The sequence below is a fragment of the Flavobacterium kochi genome (assembly GCF_048286715.1).
Classification (GTDB): domain Bacteria; phylum Bacteroidota; class Bacteroidia; order Flavobacteriales; family Flavobacteriaceae; genus Flavobacterium.
In genome coordinates, this window is the sequence record NZ_JBLVPW010000002.1 from 123,741 (window position 1) to 150,105 (window position 26,365).

The 26,365-nt window shown below is 36.0% G+C and carries 17 protein-coding genes; 13 read left to right on the forward strand and 4 right to left on the reverse strand.

The genetic code is table 11. The annotated features are described in order from the left end of the window. Nucleotides 1-61: 61 nt before the first annotated feature. The 5 genes from ACNQGH_RS02960 to ACNQGH_RS02980 all read left to right on the forward strand — a co-directional run bounded on the left by ACNQGH_RS02960 (nt 62) and on the right by ACNQGH_RS02980 (nt 13,350). Complete coding sequence (locus ACNQGH_RS02960; RefSeq protein ID WP_417954495.1) at nt 62-1,705, forward strand: T9SS type A sorting domain-containing protein; 1,644 nt, start codon at nt 62-64, stop codon at nt 1,703-1,705. Nucleotides 1,706-1,719: 14 nt separating this feature from the next. After that, nucleotides 1,720-5,052 carry an RHS repeat domain-containing protein gene (locus tag ACNQGH_RS02965; protein ID WP_417954496.1) on the forward strand — a complete coding sequence of 1,111 codons (3,333 nt, stop codon included), beginning with the start codon at nt 1,720-1,722 and terminating at the stop codon, nt 5,050-5,052. A gap of 10 nt (nt 5,053-5,062) precedes the next feature. Then, nucleotides 5,063-12,526, forward strand: a complete 7,464-nt coding sequence (locus ACNQGH_RS02970) for a DUF6443 domain-containing protein (RefSeq protein WP_417954497.1) — start codon at nt 5,063-5,065, stop codon at nt 12,524-12,526. 3 nt (nt 12,527-12,529) lie between these two features. Further along, nucleotides 12,530-12,760, forward strand: a complete 231-nt coding sequence (locus tag ACNQGH_RS02975) for a hypothetical protein (RefSeq protein ID WP_417954498.1) — start codon at nt 12,530-12,532, stop codon at nt 12,758-12,760. 338 nt (nt 12,761-13,098) lie between these two features. Further along, a complete protein-coding gene (locus ACNQGH_RS02980) occupies nt 13,099-13,350 on the forward strand; it encodes a DUF7683 domain-containing protein (protein WP_417954499.1) in 252 nt (83 codons plus the stop codon). A gap of 89 nt (nt 13,351-13,439) precedes the next feature. Here ACNQGH_RS02980 and ACNQGH_RS02985 read toward each other — a convergent pair whose 3' ends face one another. The 4 genes from ACNQGH_RS02985 to ACNQGH_RS03000 form a co-directional block, all read right to left on the reverse strand. Continuing rightward, nucleotides 13,440-14,339, reverse strand: coding sequence for a hypothetical protein (locus tag ACNQGH_RS02985; protein ID WP_417954500.1), 900 nt, complete (start codon nt 14,337-14,339; stop codon nt 13,440-13,442). Between the two features lie 71 nt (nt 14,340-14,410). After that, a complete protein-coding gene (locus tag ACNQGH_RS02990) occupies nt 14,411-15,547 on the reverse strand; it encodes a hypothetical protein (RefSeq protein ID WP_417954501.1) in 1,137 nt (378 codons plus the stop codon). 723 nt (nt 15,548-16,270) lie between these two features. Beyond that, nucleotides 16,271-16,528, reverse strand: coding sequence for a hypothetical protein (locus ACNQGH_RS02995; RefSeq protein ID WP_417954502.1), 258 nt, complete (start codon nt 16,526-16,528; stop codon nt 16,271-16,273). A gap of 146 nt (nt 16,529-16,674) precedes the next feature. Continuing rightward, a complete protein-coding gene (locus ACNQGH_RS03000; RefSeq protein ID WP_417954503.1) occupies nt 16,675-17,079 on the reverse strand; it encodes an XRE family transcriptional regulator in 405 nt (134 codons plus the stop codon). Nucleotides 17,080-17,259: 180 nt separating this feature from the next. On the opposite strand from ACNQGH_RS03000, the gene ACNQGH_RS03005 reads away from it, so the two are divergent. The 8 genes from ACNQGH_RS03005 (at nt 17,260) to ACNQGH_RS03040 (ending at nt 26,327) form a co-directional block, all read left to right on the forward strand. After that, nucleotides 17,260-17,820, forward strand: a complete 561-nt coding sequence (locus ACNQGH_RS03005) for a hypothetical protein (RefSeq protein ID WP_417954504.1) — start codon at nt 17,260-17,262, stop codon at nt 17,818-17,820. A 35-nt stretch (nt 17,821-17,855) separates the two neighbouring features. Then, nucleotides 17,856-19,472 carry a hypothetical protein gene (locus ACNQGH_RS03010; protein WP_417954505.1) on the forward strand — a complete coding sequence of 539 codons (1,617 nt, stop codon included), beginning with the start codon at nt 17,856-17,858 and terminating at the stop codon, nt 19,470-19,472. Nucleotides 19,473-19,504: 32 nt separating this feature from the next. Beyond that, nucleotides 19,505-19,894 (forward strand): hypothetical protein, encoded by a 390-nt coding sequence (locus tag ACNQGH_RS03015; RefSeq protein ID WP_417954506.1) that lies wholly within the window; start codon nt 19,505-19,507, stop codon nt 19,892-19,894. 950 nt (nt 19,895-20,844) lie between these two features. After that, nucleotides 20,845-21,408, forward strand: coding sequence for a hypothetical protein (locus ACNQGH_RS03020; protein WP_417954507.1), 564 nt, complete (start codon nt 20,845-20,847; stop codon nt 21,406-21,408). 4 nt (nt 21,409-21,412) lie between these two features. Beyond that, a complete protein-coding gene (locus ACNQGH_RS03025; protein ID WP_417954508.1) occupies nt 21,413-23,083 on the forward strand; it encodes a hypothetical protein in 1,671 nt (556 codons plus the stop codon). 150 nt (nt 23,084-23,233) lie between these two features. Then, nucleotides 23,234-24,151 carry a tyrosine-type recombinase/integrase gene (locus tag ACNQGH_RS03030; RefSeq protein WP_417954509.1) on the forward strand — a complete coding sequence of 306 codons (918 nt, stop codon included), beginning with the start codon at nt 23,234-23,236 and terminating at the stop codon, nt 24,149-24,151. An 11-nt stretch (nt 24,152-24,162) separates the two neighbouring features. After that, complete coding sequence (locus tag ACNQGH_RS03035) at nt 24,163-25,029, forward strand: tyrosine-type recombinase/integrase (RefSeq protein ID WP_417954510.1); 867 nt, start codon at nt 24,163-24,165, stop codon at nt 25,027-25,029. A 38-nt stretch (nt 25,030-25,067) separates the two neighbouring features. Beyond that, nucleotides 25,068-26,327: an SEC-C domain-containing protein gene (locus ACNQGH_RS03040; protein ID WP_417954511.1), complete on the forward strand. Its 1,260-nt coding sequence runs from the start codon at nt 25,068-25,070 to the stop codon at nt 26,325-26,327. The last annotated feature ends 38 nt before the right edge of the window (nt 26,328-26,365 follow it).

Consider the following 26,365-nt stretch of genomic DNA (forward strand, 5'->3'; position numbering starts at 1 on the left):
TTATTTGAATTTAAGGATTTTACAAAAAACAAATTATTTTTTTTCTTTTAAACAATCATATATGAATAAACTTTACTTAGTACTATTCTTATTTTATCCCTTTCTTATCAACGCCCAAGACATCCTTTGGGAAAAATCCTACGGAGGCAAACATGCCGATTATCTTTTTGATGCCCAACCAACAGCTGACTATGGATTCATATTAGCCGGAAGTTCCTTGTCTAATAAAACCGGAAATAAAACGGAAGACAATCATGGTGATTTGGATTACTGGGTGTGGAAAATGAATGAAAAAGGGGACCTTGATTGGCAAAAAAGTTTAGGGGGAAGCGGGTTCGACCTGCTCCAAAGTATCAAAAACACAAAAGACGGCGGTTTTATTTTAGCCGGAACTTCCAATTCAGGGAATGATTTTCAAAAAAAAGATACCTGTAAAGGTGTTACCGATTTTTGGATTGTAAAACTAGATGCTAAAGGAGGAGAGCAATGGCAAAAGACAATCGGAGGCAGTGGACAGGACGAATTAATAACTGCTTTTCAAACCAGGGATGGCGGCTATATATTAGGTGGGTCATCAAGTTCGAACCCATCGATTAAAAAGAAGAACCCTAATGAAAAGAGTTCGCTGGATGTCAAACCCGATTTGTATGGCAAGTCTGAAAAAAGCCGTGGTAACATGGATTATTGGATTGTGAAATTAGATAAAGAAGGAGTTGTCCAATGGCAAAAAACCTATGGAGGAGAATATACGGATCTGCTGCGAAGTATGGGACAGACTAAAGAAGGCGGGTATGTTTTAGGGGGCTATTCTAATTCTCCTCAATCAGGAGATAAAACAGATGGCAATATAGGAATTGGAGACTATTGGATTGTGAAAATCGATGATAAAGGTACCATAGAATGGCAAAAAACCTATGGAGGAAATGGAGATAACCAGTTATATGTGATCCACCAAACGGATGACGGGGGCTATATTGCCGGTGGAAATTCTAATAGTACAAGTCCGCTAACCCCAATGGGAGGAATGGTAAACAATGGCACGGATTATTGGATCTTGAAGATGGACGATAAAGGAACGATTGTTTGGAGTCAGACCTATGATTTTGGGAAAGTGGATATATTAACTTCTTTGGTAGAAAATAAGGACCATACATTTTTGATTGGGGGATATGCGCAAAGTGAAAATACTAATTCTGCCGTAAAAATTGTAAAAAGAGATAAAGAAGGCATCAATGATTATATCGCCCTAAAAATTAATGAACAAGGGGAAATTTTATGGAATAAAACGGTCGGGAGTTCAGGGGAAGATATTCTGAGGAAATTAATAGAAACCCGTGATGGCGGCTATTTATTAACCGGCACTTCCAATGCTAAATCCTCAAGGGATAAAAACTCGGCAATTGGAAGTAATGATTTTTGGGTGGTAAAGATAAAAGACAAGAAAAAACCAATAGAAAAGAAAGCAACTATCGAAGCCATACCCAACCCTGCGGTCACTTTTACCAATATTATTATAGGCTATGAATTTGAGACTGGCACTGCAACCCTGGTTGATATGGCTGGTCGCATTTTACAACAATTTAGCATTACAAGCAGAACAGTACCTGTTGATTTAAGTCGCTATCCTGATGGGGTTTATGTCGTAAATATAAAAACGAACGTGCAGAGTGATGGAGTGAAGGTGATAAAAGGAGGTAAAAATTAAAAAGAATTATAAAAATGAAAAATGTGATTTTAAAAAACATCATCAGATCTTTATACTGTCTATTACTTGTTTTTTCTTCAGTAAAAATAGCGGCCCAGGAAAATGATAAACCGAATAAATATTTTCCCAATGTAGTGCCTGCTCCTCCCAATACTGCCAGTTTGGGTCTATATGGTCAGGTTCCTTTAAATCAATTTACTGGAAATGCAACTATAGCTATCCCGTTACTAGAAATAAAATCAAACCATTTGGTTGTGCCAGTTTCATTGTCTTATTCATCCGATGGAGTAAAAGTAGATCAATATGAATCGAATGTTGGAATGGGTTGGGTATTAAATGCTGGCGGAGTAATTACAAGACAAGTCTTCGATTATCAAGATAATTATAATGGTAGAATGCAAAAGCCAAATGCAGCAACAAATTCAATTGAGATGGCTACTTTTTTAGACCAGGCTTCATCCGCACCTCAAGTCGACACGCAACCTGATATTTTTAGCTACAATGTAAATGGAATGTCGGGTAAGTTCTTTTTAGACGATACTAATACGCCTGTAGAAATTGAACCTTCAGGATTAAAAATTGAAATTTCAACTGCGTTTTTGTCGATGGGTTTTGCCGCAAACAGTTTGCCTGAAATAGTAATTACCGATACAAAAGGTATAAAGTATTATTTCGGTGGATTGAATGCAATAGAATCTAGCTCTTCAAGAAGAATTTTTATTGAAAATCCCGGTCCAATATCAGATGATGTTAAAACATCATGGTACCTTACTAAAATTGAGGATCCATCAACAAACGATCAAATTACCCTGAGTTACGATTCAAGAATGATTACCTATATTACAGGAAATGAACAAAGTTTAGAATATACTTATGCGCGCGGTGTGAGATATACAAGCAGATTAGTTAACTATCAATATAAATCGTATGCAACTGAATCTATTTTAAAAGAAATAAATAGTAATAGTGGTAAAGTGGTATTTGGCAACTCAAAACGATTTATAGATCCCGATTTCCCACTATTTAAAGTGGATGAAATTAGTTTGATTAATATGCAAGGATCAATAATAAAAAAAATAAAATTTGATTATACCGAATACAGTGGAAATACTTATCCAAATAGTTACAATCAATTCCCGAATTATTTTAAGAAACGGTTCTATCTAAAACAAATTAATGAGTTTAGTACAAATAACAGTCCCGTTACTCATCAATTTGAGTATTATTCACCTGAAAATTTACCTGCTAGATTTAGTTTTGCAAAAGATAATTATGGCGTTTTTAACGGTAAAACAAATAGTAGTTTGATTTCTGACGAAATTGCAATTCCTAATTCTGTAGTAAAAGCTTCGTTTACAGATGGAAAATTAGCAAATAGAAGACCAGATAAAAATTTTGGCTATTGCGGTTTACTAAAAAAAATAATTTACCCTACCAAAGGTACTACATCACTGGAATATGAGCCTCATGTGAGTGGTAAAGTGAATATTCCTGTTTATCCACAGGAAAGCCAATTTGGCCTGAGTGTTTTAACTGATGGTGAGGATTTGTTTAATAACACAAACACCAGTACGATTCATTCCTCAATAGAACAAACCATAAAAATAAATGGAAATGTAACTGACAATTGTACGGGAGACAATCCTTTTCCATTAAAATTAACGGTCGAAATAACAGATATAGAGACTGGTTTACTCGTTGATTTTTATACTATTGCCTCGAATTCAGATGTGCCGATCTTGATTGGAACATCGTATACTTTTACAGGGACTACCAGTTCCACAAATGATGTTTTTACGTTACAGGCTAATAAAGATTATTCAATAAAAATTAAACTTATTAGGCCTTGTATGCTTGGAGGCATCTATTTCGATTACTATGCTAATCCTGTTACTTTTCAAGAAATAGAAAAAGAAATAGGGGGATTTAGAATATCTAAAACAATTAAGAATAACGCTATAAACGGTAATTTAGAGATCGAAAAATATTATTATAGTCCTTATGATTGTTTGACTTGTCAAACAGGCTATTATATAAACCAGGCCCCCATTGCCTATATTAGAAAAATAGAGAGAACCAATCTTTGTGAGTACCCTCCTGTAAGAACATTGTATTCAATAGGAAGTTCAAATTTAGCAAGAATGTATTCCTCACAAAATGTCCAGTTTGGTTATGAATATGTGACTAAAAGCTATGGCAATAACTTTGAAAATGGTGGAGAAGAGTCTAAATATGAAATTATTCAAGACGGCTTGCCAGTAACAAGACAAGGAGAGGTTGACATTACAACACCTTTTACAAATAGTTTTGGATCCGGTAGATTATTATCGCATAAAGTTTTTAATTCTGTTTTTAAAAGATTAAAAGAAACAGTTAATGAATACGAGCATAATATTGCAAAAGATAAGTTTGTTACTGGTTATAATGCTTACAGAAGTAACCAACCTTTTATGTATTTTCATGGAGATTACGACCAATGTACATTGGCAATACAAGGAGACAGTTATTCTCTAAATGAATATTTACTACGTTCGCAATGGAATTATTTAAAACAGTCCATTGAAACGCAATATGATTTAAATGGATTAAACCCGCTAGCGACAACGATAAATTATAATTACAATAATTCTTCTCATTTACAGCTTACTTCACAGGTTACAACGAATTCAAAAAATGAAACTGTAGAAACTAAATATTATTATCCGGCAGATCTAATTGCGGAACCATTTATGCAAAATTTAGTACAGGCAAACAGAATCGGTACCCCAATAAGTACAGAACAATATAAGGGCGGTGTATTATTATCCAAAGACAAGACAGTCTATGCCAATGATGCTTTTACCAGCAATTTGTTATTGTCAAAAAATATATTTGCTGCAAAATTTCCAAACGATAATCTAAACATTACTTTGCCTCCGGTAGGACAGCTAGAAAAGAAAATAACCTACGATCAATATGATAGTAAAGGCAATTTATTACAATACACTCTGGATAGCGGCATATCAGTAGTACTAATTTGGGGCTATAATCAAACCCAGCCTATTGCCAAGATAGAAAATGCCACTTATAGCCAAATAACATCATATCTTGCCAATCTACAAACGCTTTCGAACACAGGTACAGAAGCTGATTTGCTCGCAGCTTTAGATAATTTAAGAAATGCTTCTGAATTGTCAAATGCCGTCGTAACCAGCTATACCTATAAACCTCTTATTGGTGCTAGTACCGTAACCGACCCGAAAGGCTACAGAACGTCTTACGAATATGATGAGTTTAATCGTTTGAAGCTGGTGAAAGATGCACAGGGAAACATCCTGTCAGAAAACCAATATCATTATAAAAACTAATTTTAGAAAGATGAAAAGATATATAATTAGTTTCACTTTAGTGATGGTTGTTTCATTGGGTTATGCACAAGTGAATAAGACAACGCAAAATGCCGCAATGGCAGCTCCTCCAGGTGATGGAGGGGGCGCTTACAAATGGAATATAGATAGAGACCATGATGGTTTTGGGGATCCTTCAGAATTTATTTATAAAGACACGAAACCTACGGGCTATGTTGCGGATCAATCGGATTTAGACGATACAACGCCGTACATTACCAATATACCTCCACAGACCTTTTATCGTGATGCCGACAGTGATACTTTCGGGAATCCAAGTGTAAGTTTATATTATAGCGCAAAACCAACAGGTTATGTTACGAATAGTCTGGACTGTAATGACGGTGATGCGACATTAAACCCAAACACGGTTTGGTATCGGGATGCTGATGGAGATGGTTACGGAGTCACTAGCCCTACGTTAGCCCAATGCACCCAGCCGGCAGGTTATGTTCGGAATTCCAGTGATTATAACGACACCACGGTAAACATTACTAATATCGCTCCTCAGACATTTTACAGGGATGCTGATGGGGATACTTTTGGCAGTCCGAGTGTAACGGTTTTCTATAGTACAATGCCAGGGGGTTATGTGACCAATAATGCGGATTGTAATGACGCTGATTCTTCCTTGAACCCCAATACGGTTTGGTATCGCGATGCCGATGGAGATGGCTTTGGAACCAGTGCGACTACGCTTGCCCAGTGTGCCCAACCCGCAGGTTATGTTCGGAATTCCAGTGATTATAATGATACCACGGTAAACATAACCAACATAGCTCCCCAAACCTTTTATCAGGATGCCGACGGGGATACTTTTGGGAATCCAGGTGTAAGCGTTTATTATAGCGTAAAACCAGCAGGTTATGTGACCAATAGTGCGGATTGTAATGACGCTGATGCGTCGCTGAACCCAAATACGGTTTGGTATCGCGATGCAGATGGAGATGGCTTTGGAACCAGTGCAACTACGCTTGCCCAATGTACCCAGCCCGCAGGTTACGTTCGGAATTCCAGTGATTATAACGATGCAACAGTAAATATTACCAATATAGCTCCCCAAAGCTTTTATCAGGATGCCGACGGTGATACTTTTGGGAATCCAGGTGTAAGTGTTTATTATAGCGTAAAACCAACGGGTTATGTGACCAATAATTCTGATTGTAATGACGCTGATGCGTCCCTGACCCCAAATACGGTTTGGTATCGCGATGCCGATGGAGATGGCTTTGGAACCAGTGCAACTACGCTTGCCCAATGTACCCAGCCAGGAGGGTATGTTCGAAATCCCAGTGATTATAACGATGCAACAGTAAACATTACCAATATAGCTCCTCAAACCTTTTATCAGGATGCCGACGGTGATACTTTTGGGAATCCAGGTGTAAGTGTTTATTATAGCGTAAAGCCAACAGGTTATGTGACTAATAATTCGGATTGTAATGACGCTGATGCGTCCCTGACCCCAAATACGGTTTGGTATCGTGATGCAGATGAGGATGGCTTTGGAACCAGTGCAACTACGCTTGCCCAATGTACGCAACCAGGGGGTTATGTTCGGAATTCCAGTGATTATAACGATGCAACAGTAAACATTACCAATATAGCTCCTCAAACCTTTTATCAGGATGCCGACGGTGATACTTTCGGGAATCCAAGTGTAAGTGTTTATTATAGTGTAAAACCAACGGGTTATGTGACCAATAATTCTGATTATAACGACACCACGGTAAACATTACCAATATCGCCCCTCAGACATTTTACAGGGATGCTGATGGGGATACTTTTGGCAGTTCTAGTGTAACAGTTTACTATAGTGTAATGCCAGGGGGGTATGTAACCAATAGTACAGATTGTAATGACGGTGATGCCTCTCTGAACCCCAACACGGTTTGGTATCGCGATGCCGACGGAGATGGCTTTGGAACCGGTGCAACTGCGCTTGTTCAATGTAACCAGCCCGCAGGTTATGTTCGAAATTCCAGTGATTATAACGACAGCACGGTAAATATTACCAATATCGCCCCCCAGACATTTTACAGGGATGCTGATGCGGATACTTTTGGCAGTTCGAGTGTAACGGTTTATTATAGTGTAATGCCAGGGGGCTATGTTGCTAATAGTGCGGATTGTAACGATGGTGATGCAACATTAAATCCCAATACGGTTTGGTACCGGGATGCTGATGGAGATGGTTACGGAGCCACTAGCCCTACGCTTGTTCAATGTAACCAGCCAGCGGGTTATGTTCGAAATTCCAGTGATTATAACGATACCACGGTAAACATTACCAATATCGCCCCTCAGACATTTTACAGGGATGCTGATGGAGATACTTTTGGGAGTTCGAGTGTAACGGTTTATTATAGTGTAATGCCAGGGGGGTATGTTACCAATAGTGCGGATTGTAACGATGCCGATGCGACATTAAACCCCAATACAGTTTGGTATCGGGATGCTGATGGAGATGGTTACGGAGTCACTAGCCCTACGTTAGTACAATGCAACCAGCCCGCAGGTTATGTTCGGAATTCCAGTGATTATAACGATACCACGGTAAATATTACCAATATCGCCCCTCAGACATTTTACAGAGATGCTGATGGGGATACTTTTGGCAGTGCTAGTGTAACGGTTTATTATAGTGTAAAACCAACAGGTTATGTGACCAATAGTGCGGATTGTAATGACGGTGATGCGACACTAAATCCCAATACAGTTTGGTATCGGGATGCTGATGGAGATGGTTACGGAGTCACTAGTCCTACGTTGGTCCAATGTACCCAGCCAGCGGGTTATGTTCGAAATTCCAGTGATTATAACGACACCACGGTAAACATTACCAATGTCTCCCCCCAGACATTTTACAGGGATGCTGATGCGGATACTTTTGGCAGTTCGAGTGTAACGGTTTATTATAGTGTAATGCCAGGGGGCTATGTTGCTAATAGTGCGGATTGTAATGACGGTGATGCGACTTTAAATCCCAATACAGTTTGGTATCGTGATGCTGATGGAGATGGTTACGGAGTCACTAGCCCTACGTTAGTACAATGTAACCAGCCAGCGGGTTATGTTCGAAATTCCAGCGATTATAACGACACCACGGTAAACATTACCAATGTCTCCCCCCAGACATTTTACAGGGATGCTGATGCGGATACTTTTGGCAGTTCGAGTGTAACGGTTTATTATAGTGTAATGCCAGGGGGCTATGTTGCCAATAGTGCGGATTGTAATGACGGTGATGCGACATTAAATCCAAATACGGCTTGGTATCGTGATGCAGACGGAGATGGCTTTGGAACCAGCGCAACTACGCTTTCCCAATGTAGCCAGCCAGCAGGTTATGTTCGAAATTCCAGTGATTATAACGATACAACAGTAAACATCACCAATATAACTCCCCAAAGCTTTTACCAGGATGCCGACGGGGATACTTTTGGGAACGCAAATGTAAATGTGTATTATAGTGCAAAACCAGCAGGTTATGTAACCAATAGTTCTGATTACAACGATACAACAATAAACATCACCAACATAGCTCCCCAAACCTTTTATCAGGATGCTGACGGCGATACTTTTGGGAACGCAAATGTAAATGTGTATTATAGTGCAAAACCGGCAAGTTATGTAACCAATAGTTCTGATTACAACGATACAACAATAAACATCACCAATATAGCTCCTCAAACCTTTTATCAGGATACTGATGGAGATACTTTTGGGAATGCAGGTGTAAGTGTGTATTATAGTGCAAAACCTATAGGTTATTCAAACAATAATACGGATTGTAACGATGGTGATCCCTCGGTTAACCCCAATACCAAATGGTATGCCGATAATGAGGGAGATAGTCTTGGAGATTCTTCTAATTTTGTACAGCAATGCACAAAGCCTGAAGGGAATTATGTACTTGATAATTCAGATAATTGCCCTTTGGCAATGGGTTCAAATTCAGATTGTAATACTTTAGCTGCTCCATCTTTGGATCAAAACTATATTATTACCAAAGTGTACAAAAAACCAACTTCAACTGTCTTTATAGCTCCTACTCCAGACAAGACTCAAACAAACATCACCTATTTTGATGGTCTGGGTAGACCCATGCAGCAAATTGCCAACCGACAGTCAGGATCAGGAAAAGATATAATAACGCATATCGAGTATGATGCTTTTGGGCGACAAAACTTAAATTATTTGCCTTATGCAAGTTCAAATACCAATATGGTGTATGATGTAGATGCGTCTGCCAATACCCTGACTTTTTATAACACCTCAAAATATGAAAATACCAGTAACCCTTTTTCTGAAAAAAAAATGGAATCCTCACCACTTGGTAGAATCTTGAAACAAGCTTCTCCGGGAGTAGAATGGGCAATGAATTCGGGTCATGAAATCAAATTGGATTATCAAACCAATAGTGCTACAGAAGTAAAACTTTTTACCGCAAGTACCGCTTGGGATGCAGGATCGGGAGTGTATACCCCAGCTTTTCTAAACGGTGCAGGAACCACTTTCTATGAAGCCAACCAGTTATACAAACCAGTAACATACGATGAAAACTCAACAGCAACTCCTACTGAAGATAGCGGATCAACGGTAGAGTTCAAAAATAAAGAAGGGCAAATAGTGCTAAAACGAACATACGATGCCGGAGCAAATCACGATACTTATTATGTATACGATACTTACGGAAATCTTACCTATGTAATCCCTCCAATGGCTGCCGATGTTGCAATTACAACTCCAATTCTTGACGATTTATGCTTCCAGTATAAATACGATTACCGAAATCGGTTAGTGGAGAAAAAATTACCAGGAAAACAATGGGAATTTATAGTTTATGATAAATTAGACAGACCAGTGGCTACAGGTCCGGCATTTTCACCATTTAGTGATTCTCCAACTGGAGCTATGGGATGGTTGATTACCAAGTATGATGTTTTAAACAGGCCTGTTTACACAGGCTGGGAGCAATCTGCAGCGGTTACAAGTGCCGAAATATTTTCGAAACAAACCACAATGAATGGTTTAACAACGATAAGCGAAACCAAGCAAACAACAGCAAACACTGTAGATGGCATAACTGCCTATTACAGCAATGCCGTTTTGCCGACAACTTTCAAATTATTAACTATAAACTATTATGACGATTATAATTTTCAGTCCTTTGCACCAGCAATATCCTATACGGCTCCGGTACACTATAACAACACGATAAAACCAAAAGGATTACCAACAGGTTCCTGGGTTCGTGCTTCAGCTACTTTGGCATCAACAACTGGAGAAAGCAGTTATACTTTGTATGATGCCAAAGCCAGGCCTATCCGCAATTTCACCACCAACCATTTGGGAGGTTACACCCAAATAGATAGTAACCTGGATGCTTTTTCTGGACAGCTTCAATATACAGAAACTAAACACAAACGTCTCATTGGCGATGACGAAATATATGTCAAAGACGCTTTTACCTATTCGGAACAGGATCGATTACTTAGCCATACACATCAGCTTGGTGCAGGTGGGACTCCTGAGATTTTAGCTTCAAATATTTATGATGACTTAGGACAGCTTATTGCTAAAAAAGTAGGAAATACAGAATCATCTCCTTTGCAAAAAGTAGATTATACCTACAGCGTCCGCGGATGGCTTACCGAAATTAACAAATTGGCAACCTTGCAACAAGGTACAGATCCCAAAGATTTATTTGCTTTTAAAATAAATTACAATAAAGTGGAGGGAGATGCGACAGTTGCCAAGGCTCTTTACAATGGGAACATTGCTGAAACATTCTGGAGCTCCGGTTCTGATGGTGGTTTTGTTCGGGCTTATGGCTATAAATATGACAATCTAAATCGACTAAAAGAGGCCACTTATCAAAAACCGGGTAACGCTAATCCTCTGCCTAAATCATATGACGAGAATTTAGCCTACGATAAAAATGGAAACATAAAAACATTAATAAGAAATGGGGATATAGACGGAGCTTTGCCTGCAAATGTTATTGATAATTTGTCTTATTCTTATGGAACAAACACTAATAAATTATTGAATGTTTTGGATAATTCTAATAACACAAGCGGTTTTAATGACGTTAATAAAACAGATGACGACTATGGCTATGATAGTAACGGTAATTTAATCACTGATAAGAATAAGAATATTACAGGAATAATTTATAATCATTTGAATTTACCTACTAAAATAACATTTGGAACAACAGGAGACATTGCATATATTTACAATTCAGTAGGACAAAAAATACAAAAAATAGTTACAACTACTACACCACTAAGTGTTGTCACAACAGATTATTTAGGGGGCTTTCAGTATAAGGACAATGTATTACAGTTTTTTCCAACGGCGGAAGGATATGTAAAGAATACTGCGGCAGTTTTTAGTTATGTATTTAATTACACAGATCATTTAGGGAACATGCGCTTAAGTTACAGCGATATTTCTAAAAACGGTATAATTGAAACTTCTGAAATTTTAGAAGAAAACAATTACTATCCTTTTGGATTGAAACATAAAGGGTATAATGATGCTTTGCCAGGCAGTTATAGGTATAAATACAACGGTAAAGAACTGCAAGACGAGTTGGGGCTTAACTTCTACGACTATGGGGCACGTAATTATGACCCTGCACTTGGTCGTTGGATGAATATTGACCCATTGGCAGAAGTATCGAGAAGATTTAGTCCATATACATACGCACTTAACAATCCTGTATTTTTTATTGACCCTGATGGTATGAAAGCAGAAGCTGGACAATCAGGAAATTATTACGATTGGGATGAAAAACAGTATAAGAATAAAGATACTGGTGCAACAGTGACGGCCGACGAAGCTATTGCAAGTCATAGTGGTGAATCAAACGCAGGTGGTGACCCTCCAAAAAAAGGCAAAGCTGGTATATTAAAGCAATTTTTACAAGTTATACCTGTTTTAGGTCCAACAATAGAAAGTAGTGACAAATTAGTTGAAGGAGATTATTGGGGTTCAGCTTCTAGTTTTGGAATAGGTCTTCTTGATTTATTTACATTTGGAGCTGCTAGTGAATATAAAATTGGAGCAAAAGCTGCAACAGTTGGGGCAGAAGAAGCTTTAGCCAAAAGCACTCTTAAGAATGGAAGCCTTGTAAAAATAGGAGCAGTTGAAGATGATGTAATGATGTTTTCTTCCAAGATTGGAAATGAAACTGTAGAAGGGATTTCAAATTTTACTGTAAAAGAAGGTAAATTATATTTAAATCAGTTACACTTGCAAGGGTCTTCTGCAGGAAAGGTCGGTAGAGAATCTTTGTGGGACATAGCAAGAGATTTGGGACGTCAATATAATGTAAAGGAAGTAATAATACAAGGAGGAAGAAGAACTACGGGGAAATACAAAGGACAAATTCCGTCTCCTATAACAATTAAAGTACATTAAATTATGGCAAAAATAATGCTAGAAAGCTGGCGTGAAGGATTAGAAAAAATATCCCTTACAAAATTACAAATGGATAAATTAGGAATATCTTTAAAACAATCTAAATCTAATGTAGATTCTCTTTTAGATGACGTAAAAGTAATTCTAGAGATTGATGATGAAAATTTAGCAAAAGAGTTTCTGGAAGAAGCAGAAAAAATCGGTGTTAATTGTAAACTATTATCAGATTATTAGGAAGTAAACTCAAAATAATAATTTTTTTGTAATAGTGAATCGAAATAAAAACCTAATACTGGATGAACAATCAGGTGTTAGGTTTTTTAATAAAATATATTAATGGCAAAAGAACCATTCGCAGCAAAACTCACATCACTTTGGATTGGTGGATTCCTCTTCTGGATTTTAAAAGGATTTAGCGGAAAATTAACTGACCAATTTGTACCTGAATATGAAAATAGAAACGTTTGGGTCGGGTATATTATCACAATTATTACTATTTGCATATCTGTATACATATTTCTACAGTATTAGCATACTGGTAATTATTAATGTTCAAGTTTAAAAAATTACTTGTGTTAGTAACTAGAGAAATAGCCATTTATCAAAAAGATGGCGATAAGCATATAGAAAGTTTTGAAATTGATTTGTCAATTGATGAACTGGTCAGTATATTAAATGTAGATACAAATGAAGACCCAAATGTTTATATGGTATATGAGATTAATAATGAACAATACTCGCAAATACAAAAAATAATTCCAAGTCTAAAAGAAATTGATTTTGATAATGTTGAATTGTTTTGTGAATGTTTTCAAACTGAATAATTAAAAATGTTCAATGATTCTGAAATGACCAATAAAACGCATCTTTATTGAATCAAATAAAACCTAACTACTGGATGAATAATCTGGTGTTAGGTTTTTTTATTTTTGGAGATTGGAATTTCTTTTTCCAATACGTGGAACTTTAAATTCAGTGCCATTCCTCTGTTATTGTATGAATGGTCCCAGATTTCTTTAATATCGGCAGAATATGATATGAGTGTGAAAACTTCATGAATTAGCATCCCAAGGTGCAATAAATTGCAAGCACTATCTTTATAGAGTTTCTTATCCAATTCATCTTTCCTGTTTTGGTCAAAATCAGGGTCAAATAGACCAATTCCATAACAACAGCCATATAATGAACCATGAAGAGCTTCTGAAGCATCAGAATAATATTCGATTTTGCTAAGTCGGAAAAATACATCAAGAAATTTACCCCATTTTTCAAGGACTTCAATACGTTGATGTAATGTTTTCTTTGTCCAATTTAACTTGGGATTCTTGTCTGAGAACATATCAAGTGCTTCTTGAACAATTGCATTTTCTTTAAATTTCTCTTGCTTTTCTTTTCTCATTTTAGCAGCTTCCCCTATACGTTCATAACCTACGTCATCATCTCTTTTAACAGAACCAAGATAATGGTATTGCTTATAAATTGGATGCAAGATAAATGCACGATATTCCTTTTCTTCACAAATACTTGCATAACAAAAGTTTGTTATTTTCTCCATGAATGCTCGAGAAAGCATTATTGATTCGGTCGTAAAACTATCAGTTTGATTTGCTAACTGGAGAAGTGCTGCGCCAGTTTGAGTACAACTTATTAGTAGTACCGCTACTTTTGATTGTCTTTCGTCTGTGATTTTAGGGATTACATCTTTTAGCATCATTAATTCAGCTCCAAAGAAATTAGTAGCTTCATTATGATAATGCTTTAAATCCTCAAGAGAATGTCCTGAAATACTTTTGTATGACTTTTTCTTTTCCAATGTTTGTTTTCTTTTTAAGATAAATTGTAAGGCTATTGGCAGTAAATTATTTCAATGATTTTTATGTGTATTTATTTTTCAATTTCTTTCATTCTGTCTTTAAGACTTGTAAAATCAACTGGAAGTTTTATTTCGAAAGCCTTTTCATAGAAAGGTTTGATATACTTTTTTAAACCTTCTTTTTTATAGCTATTTTCTTCATTGTAAAAGTTTTTATAGCGAACATCTCCATATTTTGCTAATAAATTTAGAATTCTTAATAGTTCGTTTTTATTATTTCGTTCAATAATTTTTTCCGTTAAATTCCAAAATTCATTTTGATTTTTTATATCAGCTTTACTTTCATATCGTTGTAATGTTTCATCTATTTCTACTGTTTCTTTTTGAGGAAAATCAAAAACAATATTCATTCCTGTCCACATCTTCATATTTTCGTCATAAAAAATGCCTGAATCGTGCCACTCTCCATTAAACTGTACTGTTTTCTCCATTTTGAAACCTTTCAAACCTTCTTGAGAACCTAAAATTGTTGCAACTACTGGATTAGGGAAATTTCCATTAACTACTTTGTTTTCCGCATAACTTGCAAAATGGCTAAAAAAGCATTCTTTTAATTGGTAGAAAAACTCTAAAACATTTGAAATTTTCGGTAAAAGAAATTCATTGATATTAAAATACCTTATCCCAATTCCATCAATTACTATTGGTTCAGAGTCAAAAAGTTGGTAATCGCCATCAATTATAGTATAAGCCGAATGAAAAAAGGTGTTTCTAATTTCTTTGAAATGGTTTTCGTTGAAAAATCTTAGTATTTCGTGATTCTCTGAATCCTCTAAAAGTTCTGAAATCATCCCAATTTTTTCACCTGTACCAAGTAATCTCTCATATTTTTTGGTTTTGAAAAATAAATATGATGAACTTCTAAATCCCATTTGAATTCGACATAGACTCCCAATAATGTTATAAAAATCACTGCTTTCAAAAAAAGTGGAATATATTAAGCATCCAATTCTATACTTTTCATTTCCTGTTTGTTTTTCGTATAATGAATTATAAAAGTCTAAAGCGTCAAACCATTCATATAAATTTGACATTGACCTTAAACTCCCCATACCTTTGTAGTTCATTAATACTTGAACAAACTCGAATTCATTTTTTACTTTTGCACCTTCGAAAAGTTTGACTAATTCTTTTTTTATTTCTTGCATTTAGCATGTTTATAATTGAGTTTACCTGTAAATATATACACTTTTAACGTGTGTTTTATTCATAATAACATTTTTGCAATCAGTTTTTTATTAAAGTTATAATTTAATTCCTTAATCTTTTTGACCTTCTAATGTCTCTGCCCCGAGTTCCGAGGAAAGGGCAGCCAGATTCGTTTGTTAAACAAACGGACATCTGGCCGATTGCAGGAACGTGGCAATCTTTGAGATTTTTAAAAGTTAAGTACTAAGTTAATTAGAATATTGGACAATAGATTATCATGGTTATATTTTAGCCATGATACCAGTTCGGTTGATTAGCGGAGATACTGTTTTTTGTTTATATAAATTACTTTCCAAAAGAAAAAGGAAAAAAAGAAAGCAGATTTGAAATTGGACAGTTAAGCAAACGGAGTGCTATAAGTCCCGAAGGGTGACAGGACGAGGAACGAGACTTGTCATTATGCGCACGTAGTTGCCTAACTGTCCAATACCTTGGCTGATTTTTTCTCCTTTGGGTGGAGTTATTTTAACCTTTTAAAAAGCTTGAAAAATCATTTATTAATGTCTTTTGAAAGTGTACGCTTCACAAAATCAAATAAAAAAATAATAGAAAAAAGAAGCGTACTTTTTCAAATAATATACTTTTAAAATCCACAAAATTCTGACTATTTTCAGGAAGATTTTTGTGGATATCTTGGGGAAATTAGAGTAATCAAAAACTGTTTAATTCTTTGTGCTAATTAGAGTAATAGTGTCTGTAAGATTATTATCTGAAATATAATCTAGTATAAAATCCTCAGCTTCTTTTTTATGGTCAACAGAAGTCGAAAATGAGTTGAGATAAAAGTCTTCATTTTCATCTGCAATGTGAATAATTTCAGTGTAGCCTTTGGTAATTAAAGAACCTTTTAGTTTCAATACTTTAAGCTCATTATTTCTGTCAATTTCCTTTTTCACTCGGAGCTTTATAGTTTTATTCATGTGATAGTTTTTGGTAATTTAGTAGAGCAAAGAATGTTCCTAAACAACAAAGAGACTCGAAAGTCTCTTTGTTGAATTAATATATCTTTTATAAATGTTTCTTTCGAGTTTAGTTTTTCCAAATATGAATAAGAATTATTCCGAAATTATTTATTGATTAATTTTTCAAGCTTTGCCATCATTTCATCTTTTTCTTTCAACATACGCTCGTATAATGCAATTTTTTCCTCGTGCATCTTTAGCACTTGTTCTATAGGATTAAAAGTAGGATTATCATTTCTCTGATATCCAATACCATTATTACCAAAAGTATTTGCAATTACATTCACCGCCTGTTCCTCATCAAAGTTTTGAAAAGCTTCCACGGGAATTTTTAATACTCCTGAGATTTGCTTTAGCAGACTGTCTTCAATTACATCTTTTTGCGCCAGCATCGAAATTTTCTTTTGATTCCAGTCATTTCCCAGATCATAAGCTAATGCCTCTTGCTTTATGTTAAGCATTTCTCTGAAGCGTTTTACGTTTCTTCCCTGATGTATTTTCTGTTCCATAATGAGTATCAATTTTCTGAAGGCTCAAAGATAAAGCCATTTGGATTAAAAATTCTGAGTTTCAAAGATAAAAAAATATCCTGTAAAATATCCTTTTTATCAGATATTATATCCGCTTTTCGAATAGATTATCCTTTTTAAAGAATGGAACTTCGCTTGTGAATTTAAAATCTTCCCACTATGAAAAAGAATAAAATATCCTTCGAAACAAGATTTTGGGCAGGGTTTGTGGCAGGAAATCCATTTGAGGCATTTGACGCCATTTTTGACTTTGCACATCTTGATTATTATAAACAGAATTTAAGTGAAGCAGTACTTCACTGCTATAAGGGAAAAGTCTACAAGCAGGATGCTCCCTGGAATGCTTTTGTCTTTTATACTGCTATATGCTCTTTTCTCAAAGTCTGTTATTACCTGAAGGGGAAAGACAAGAAATGGAAAGTGAAAGAGTCTTCCCGCTCCGAAACGGTATTTCATCTTTCTTCCCTGACCAAGGAAGAATACGACAATCCTTTTTTGGTGCTTCAAAGTGCATTTGAAGAGAGAACACTTCAACAGTTTGAATTTTTCTTATGTGAAATCACAGAGCTTTCATTGTCTCCATATTATGTAGATCCTGACTCCGACCTTACGACACCTTATATTCATTTAATCAAAATGCTCGATGCAGGGGAACTGATGAGAGAAAGAGGCGTTGAGAGAATCAAGAAAAATGAACAGGTTGAACCTTCAGCAGAATAAAATATCCTTTATCTAATCTTCAAAAACACGACATTATGAAAACTTCAGAAAAACTTTTATTTCCAAAACTCGAAAACGAGTTTTTAGAAAATATCCTCAGACAATTGGTCAATCAGCATAATATCATTCAGATGTTTTTTACCAAACAGCCCTCTTCCGTGTATTCATATCTTCTTATCCATATCGAAAAAAATATGGATGCACAAGAGCTACAACAGAACAAATGGGTAAAGAAAGTTAGAAATCTCTATCAGATCGATGTCTATTTTATCTATTCTACAAGACTTCATCATCTATTTTCTTTAGGACATCCCTTTATTGAATTTTACTGCCAGCCTTCGGCTCTTATTTACCAAAATAAAGAATCGGAAGATTCGCTTGTCGTTACACGGGACTGGAAGAAATTCAAGAAGAGGTTTAATGTGTTTCAAGACCATTTTTATCACGATCATGATCTTCATAAGTCACAAGTCCAAAATCTGATTTCAGAAGGTTGTTCAAACAGTGTTTTTACATCTTATGCAAGATTGATTGAATATGATCTTGAATATTTAGAAGAACTGTATTCAGGAAATAAATCAGCTTTGCTGAGTTTAGATGATAAGATCAATAATCTTATAGAATACATTCCTGATATTCAAAAATACTTTGTGAGAAACAGCCACAACAAATATTATCTCACTGATTTATTCGCAAAAGCAAAAGAAGCAACCGCCGATGATGATGCAATCTATAGAAATGAAATGTATGAAGCAGTTGGAATTGCCGAACAAAGTCTCTATCGTCTTATCGAAGAACGGCTTGACGAATTAAAAAAGCTGATAAAAAAAGGATCATTTGAAAGGCACGAAGTAGTATGTCAAGCTAACGACAAGCCGAAAGATATAATTCTAGAGATTGAAATAGAAACCATATTAAACTCGGTTGAAGTCGAACAGATCTACTTATATCATCAAATTACCTACGGTGAGAAAACGACCTATTATCTCTTGCTTATAGCTACGGGTGCGGGTAATGAAAAATTAAGATTAATAAACCAATCCTTAAAAAGCAAAATAGGCGGAAAATATGATTTTGTTTTGTTGAGCCACAGCCGTAGCTGGATACAAACTAACCTGTATCAACATCAAAGTTTCTTTACTAGCATTATACAAGGCAAATACCTGATACATTCATCCAGCAATTACCATCCAGAATTTCATTGGGAGATTCCTCACAATCCTTATCACGCTGATCTACATTTTTATTATAAGCCAACCAAGGATATTGCCTTCCAATTTTTTGCAATAGTCAATAATACTAAAGAAAACTACCAAGGTTTAGATTCCCTTTTTACATTATTTTTTATGTCCTTTTGCAGGACATACATTTTTGTAAAAACCTATTACCTCCCTAATTATCTGTCTAATCAAACATTATGGCAATTATGTATCTATGCAGATGCCGACATACGAAAGTATAATTATCTAATAGAGCAGTTCTGGACTGATTTCTTTCCTTATTTAGATAGACATATGACCCTTAATCACAAGTTGTCAAAACTCAACAAAGAAGAGGTTGATCAGATGAATGTTATTGTTGAGAAACTGATGTATGAATTACACAATTTGGTTATTGAGGACGGATTGCTATTGAGTTTTGAGCAAGATTGATAAATGAATTAATCGATTTAAAAATAAAGATCATGGAAACAGTTGAAATTGAAAAGCTAGAAACTATTAAAAAATTAACTTCCAATTGTCTCAATACTTTGAGACCTGTTGACAATAAAAATAGGATTCACTGTGCTGAAATAAAAGTATATGATTATTACGAACTTGCCTCAGTCATAAGAAACCTGATGAAATTATGTATTGTGGCTCTGGATCATGATGGAGCTGAAGTTCCCGTTACAATAGAAAATCGGTCAATTGATGTTGGGCTTATTCTGGGAATTGCCTTGCAGTTATTCCCAATTGATGAATTCGAACTGCTAAATGAAATAAGCACATTATTTCCTGTAGATCATGACCAAGTGATAAATGAGAAGACTGAAAATCAGAAAGAAAACTTCAAAGATACTTCTGAAAAATAAAGCATATAAATTACATTTAGCTCATGCTTTCATGGACATATTATGACCATCAATATCATAAAAAAGCATATTATCTTTGTAAAAGCTGAGAACGAAACCCTTTATCATGGCTAAATTTTGCTTATGATATTCAGTATTTTAGATTCTATCTTTGTAAAATAAACATAACTAAATGCTGCAATTTGTTAGAAAATCAATTTTTAACTTCTGCAAAAAAGACCTGACTTCGGAAGGTATTTTCAGCTCCCAGCAGGGCAAGTTGTTTTGAGGCACTAATCGAGTTTCGAGTGCCTCAAAACACAACTTGCCGTGTTCTGGTGAACACAAGAATCCGCCTTTTCAGGCGGATTAAAGTTAACAGGGAAAAACAGCTTTAGGCTGTTTTATTTTCTGTCAGATTTGTAGAGTTCTGTTGATGATAAAACCATTTGAAAAAAATCCATACACAGCGTAAAAAGCTGAATTATAAAAGCATTGCTGTTAAATGTAATATTAAAACTATCGTTAAAAACTAACCACTACGATATTAAGTTCTTTTTATTTCAGGATTATATCTGTTATCTGCGTGCGAAAATGCAAGAATAATGTATAAAAGCAGGCATGTACGAGAGTATAAAGGAAAGTATGTACGCTGGAACGCAGGTATGTAAAATTGTAGGTATGTCATAACACAGTCAGGAAAGCAAATAAGTATATATACAGGAATGCAGATGTAAAGCAGAGATATCCAAATGCTTGTTTATTTATACTATCAAAGAAACAATATTCAGCAAAAAAGTTTTTCAAAATACTTTATAGGATGTTGTCAAGCAATGCCTTTGAATGCCCCAAAAGGTCAGCATAACAGTATTTTGCTCCTGTTTTTATTTCTTTACTGGCTAAACTCCAAGGGTCTATAGTCATTCTTAAAATTATATAAAAGTTTAAAAATAGTAATTGAGAAAATAATTATGGAAAGTTTAGAAACCTTATTTCGGTCTTTTGAAACAGGTATCCGAAGTGCCAAGGCTGTAAAGCCAAATGAGTACCTAAAGCATATTGGATTGGATTATTCAGAACTCAGGATAGGCTTTAACTCGGGACAGTTCCACCACCGTAAAGAACAGCAGTTAAAAGACCAGTTTGTAAAACTGGGATTGCTTACCAAAAGTGATGCACCTGTTCGGGATGATACTATGACAGCCTATACCGTCTTCGGACGTTATGGGCTTATTTTTCCGTTGCTCGGCAAAGACAATTCCATTGTCAATTTTTTTGCCTTGCGATTTGATTTGGATTCGCCCAAAGAAGAATACCTCAATGATACAGGCATTTATCCTGCCTACCCGCATCCGCTGACCAGACGATTGTATATCGTTTCCACCATAATTGACTGTGCCAGCTTGTTACAAAGTAAGGTACTCGACGGGCGGGAAGCGGTTATGGCATTGCACCAAGGGATACTATTGCCACAACATATCGAAGCCATCAAAGCATTACATGAATTAGAAGCAATAATAATCATAAAGCGGTAAGACTATGGAGAAGATCAGATTACAAATGCAGCAGCTGCGACCTGAAGTGCCCCTGTCAATTGTTGAATTGCCAGAGGGACACAGTCTAAACGACATGTGGGTCAATTATGGAACGGACGGAATACTGAAACTTTTTAAAAATGCAACAACTGAAAAATCAGGTGTCACCTTGCAAGTACACAATGATTATAAAATCAGTTACAAAGGAACAACTGGAACATTTTATGTGGTGGGCAATCTGCCTATGGACTTGGGTAACCTCAGGGTATCACTCCAAATTGTGGAGACCGAGACTCAAAAGAAGCACCGATTGAAAGTAGACCTGTTTGATTTTTCAAACGTGCAGAACCAGTGCACGGAACTCTCGGAAAAACAGGGTTTTGATTATCAGGAATTGGAAGCCGATTTAGTGCAGCTCACGGACTTGTTGGAACAGCATCGCGATTTGCTTTTTGAGGCTGAAATTAACCCCGTAACGGATAAGTATTCCGAAAAGGAACTTACACCACAGGCACATGAAAAAGCGATTGCTTTTCTGTCTAAGCCCAATCTCTTAGAAAGCATCAATGCACTATTGGAAGAAAACGGGATTGTAGGGGAAGAAGAAAACAGGATGCTACTTTTTGTACTCGCTTCGAGTTATAAAATGCCGTACCTGATGCATGGACTGGTACAGGGTTCAAGCGGTGAAGGAAAAAGCCATTTGATTAATGGAATAGCCCAGTGCATGCCACAAGAAGATGTGATGAACATGACCCGCATTACTAGTAAATCCTTATACCATTACAGGGATAATGAACTCATTAATAAACTAATTGTGATACAGGATTTTGACGGATTGGACGAAGAAGCACAATATGCTTTCAGGGAAATGCAGTCTGCCAAGTTTCTGACCTCCTCCACTGTGGTGAAAGATATCTTTGGTAATAACCGAGGCAGGATGAAACAGGTACAGGCGCATTTCGCAAGTCTAACAACTACCACAAAAGCTGAGGTGTATTACGACAATATGAGCCGTTCGGTAATCTTGGGGGTGGATGAAAGTCAGGCACAAACCCTGCGAATTATAGAAATTCAGAACAGGAAAATCGCTGGAAAAAGTAGCAACGAAAACCAAGAGCAGGCAACGCAGTTATTACGAAACGCCATGCGGGTATTGAAATCCTACGAAGTAATCAATCCGTTTGCTGATAAACTCATGCTGCCTCTCGAAGCCAAGATGCTTAGAAGGCTCAACAATCAGTTTCAAAATTTTGTTTCACAGATTGCCATCCTGCACCAGTACCAGCGAAAAACAGATACGAAAGGCAGACTGATTGCCACTAAAGAAGACGTGAAGTCTGCCGTTGATATTTTCTTTAGCTCGATTATCATCAAAGTAGACGAGCTTGATAAAAGTACAAGACAGTTCTTTGAAAACCTTAAAGGCTATGTAAAGAGCCAAAATAGTGGCACAACACACCGCTTTACCATCAGGGAACTCCGCCAAAAACTCAATATCAGCAAGACATCGGCTTTCAGGTACATGCAACTTTTACAGGAACTGGAATACGTTCAGACGGTTGAAGGTTCTGTAAACAGGGGATTTAAATATGTAATTGGTTATTGGGATAATATGGAAAAACTAAAGAGTAGGATAAAGCAAGAGTTGTACAAACAACTGGAACAGTTTTAAGATTAAAAAATGTAAAAATGGAACGCCACGGAACACCATCGGAACGCCAGACCCTCAGTAATTAATGGGCATACGATACTGGTGTTCCGTGTTCCGCGGAGTGCGCAAGCGAAGACTTTAAATCGCCACCATTTAAGAAGACTAAAAACAATGAAAAAGACCATACAAACCCCCGCTTTTGTGCAACTCGCCAATAGCTTTGACCGTTTCATAAAGGTGAGGAACTACAAAACGGGAAAAAGCAAAATGTACCAAAATACTCTAACGGAATTTTTAGTTTGGCTGGAAGAGTCGGGAATCAATAAAATCAGGGAGGTGACCACAAAGGAATCCATAAAGTATTTTGAGTATTTAATTGCAAGACCCAAGCAAAGAGGCGAAGGCACACTGTCGCAGAAAAGTATCAAATTCCATCTTTTTGTGCAGGGACTGTTTGTGTTGCACCTGATGGAAAACAAGGAAATTGAAAACGGTTATTATATCCCAACCTATGGAGGGGGTATTCAAAAAGAAAGGAATATCCTGAGCGTGGAAGAAATCAAAATTGTTTATCAACATACGGAAAATGAATTGGAAAAGGCTTTGCTGTCGGTAGCCTATGGATGCGGACTGAGACGGTCGGAAATCAGCGCATTGGATGTACGGGACGTACAACTCAATACGGGAATGATTGTAGTGAGAAAAGGAAAAGGAAACAAAAGGCGGGAAGTTCCCATGAGCGATTCGGTAATTGGATACCTGAAAAAGTATATACGGGAAGAAAGAAGTCAAAAACTGATTGGCAAAAGTCAATTGGAAGAAGCCTTTTTCATCAATAGCAAAGGCAAACGCAGTACAGGAGAAAACCTTAATGACACCCTGAAAAAGATGATTGAGCAAACCCAAAAATTCGAACTCATTCAGAAGGATATTACATTGCATTGCCTGCGCCACAGTATTGCATACCATTTGGCTGAAAACAATGCGGGAATTGACTTTATACGCAGTTTTTTAGGGCATTCCGATATTAATACAACGTATATCTATGCCATCAAAAATAAGAAACGAAAACCGATAGTAACTTTTTAAGTAATTGGCTCATGACAAAACAGACACTAGAGCAGTTCCTGCTCCAAAATTATAGCAAACAGACTGTATCAAGCTATTTGTTTGCGATTAACCACTTTTTAAAGTTAAATCCCAAAGCCAAGCGATACAAATACGAGAATATTGTCATGTATATGGATGAAATCAGCCTAAAGCAGTCGAACGGTCAGTATAGGGTTGTCATCTTATCAGCAATAAAAAAATACTACGATTATCTGGTGATGTGCGGTTACAGAACCGACCATCCATGCAAAAGGTTGAACATTAAAATAAAAAGCAATCAGGCGATTCAGGTGCAGGATTTGTTTAACAGTATGGAACTGCAACTGCTAATGGAACGGGAGAACCGTTACAAGCATTTGGATATCAGAAATAACGTTTTATTGTCACTTTTGATTTATCAAGGGCTTGCCAGTGATGAAATTATCAGGCTAACCGTAAAGGATATTGATTTGGATAATGGGACAATCCATGTTAAAGGTTCTAAGAATTTAAATAAAAGAACCTTGGAATTGGTGTCTAAACAAATGATTTTGTTTTCAAATTATATCAATGAAACCCGTCCTGCCTTACTGCAAGGTAGTACGGATAAGTTCATTGTAACCAAACTAGGCAAGCCCATCACTGTGGACAGTATTCATGCCATGATTGAGCCTTTAAGGGGATTGTTTCCCGACAGGAAACTCAATCCGCAGACTATCCGCATGAGTGTAATCTGCAATTGGCTGAATGAAAAAAAGATTCCTTTGGAACGTGCGCAGGAACTGGCTGGACATAAATGGCCAGGGACTACCGAGAAGTATATTAAAGTGAATACTTTGGAACAACGGGAATTGATTAATCGGTATTTTCCAATTTGATATTCTTATATTTGATGATTAACCAATATTAAAGAAATATGTCATTACCTATACTATTAGATAAATCAACTTTTCAAGGATTAAATTACGGGAATATAATTGAATTGCATAGATACTATGATGTAACCATAGCACCTCTTTTGGTGAATGAGATTTTAGGTGACTTATCAAAAGAAGAAAAAAAAGGAAAGATTACGCCTAAGGATATGGTTATTAATTTGTCTAAAAAAATGTTTCCATATAATGCATATGTCAACATGAGACATGGAATAGTTATTGAGAAATCACTGTTAGGAGAATTTATTGGTGCCGATAACAGACCTTTTTTAATTGCTGATAGGTCAATAAGTTCTCAAGGAAAAAATGGACTGAAATTTAAGGAAACAGAAGAGGAAAAATCTGTAAAACGATGGAAAGAGGGCAAATTTGATAATCTGGATGAAATTATTTCAGATTTATGGAGGAGTGAATCTAAGGATGATAATGTCATAGATGATTTTAAAAAATGTTTTGAACACTTGGCAGATATTAAGAGACACATGGGAGATAGTAAAGAAAGAAATAAAAAACTTTCAGATGAAGAAGAATTAAAAGAGCTAAAAGCACTAAAAGCACGTTTTCTCGAGAGAATGAATGTTGAGCTTGAACCCGAAGAGGCGTTATTGAAAATGTTAGAATACTTTAAAATTGATTCTAAAACAACAGAAGCAATATTTCATAGATGGAATAGTGAATCTTTTCCTGATTTAGAAACTTTTGCAGAATATACATTCTATTGCTATTCAATAGTGTCAATGTATTATATTGGGATTAATAATAATCTTCTGGGAGAGAGAAAAACAAACTTACTGGATTTAGAATATTTATTTTATGCACCTTTTGCAAAAGTATTCAGTACAAATGACAAATTTCTTGTGACATTATATAATGTTATTGAACCAAAAGGAGTTACTATTATATCTCTTCTATCATTAAAGGAAGATTTAGCAAAATTCCAAAAACTGAACACTCCTGATAATTGGTCAAGATATCCCCCTGACAAAGACACCGAAACTTTTAAGATTTGGGATAAAACTTTCAACTTAAAATTATCAGGAAGATTAAAACCGACTGAAAAAGATAAAGAAAGGGCTAAAAAAGAATTAGATGAAATATTAAAATTAGCTGAATCAGGAGAGTCTGGAATTTTTAATGGTGAACCTGATTTTGTAGTCAAACAAAGCTATTACTCACTAAATGATCCTTGTCCATGTAAAAGTGGTAAAGCATTAAAAGACTGTCATATGAAAAATAGATAATTTATGATTTAACTGTAATATTATGAAAGACCATCTAG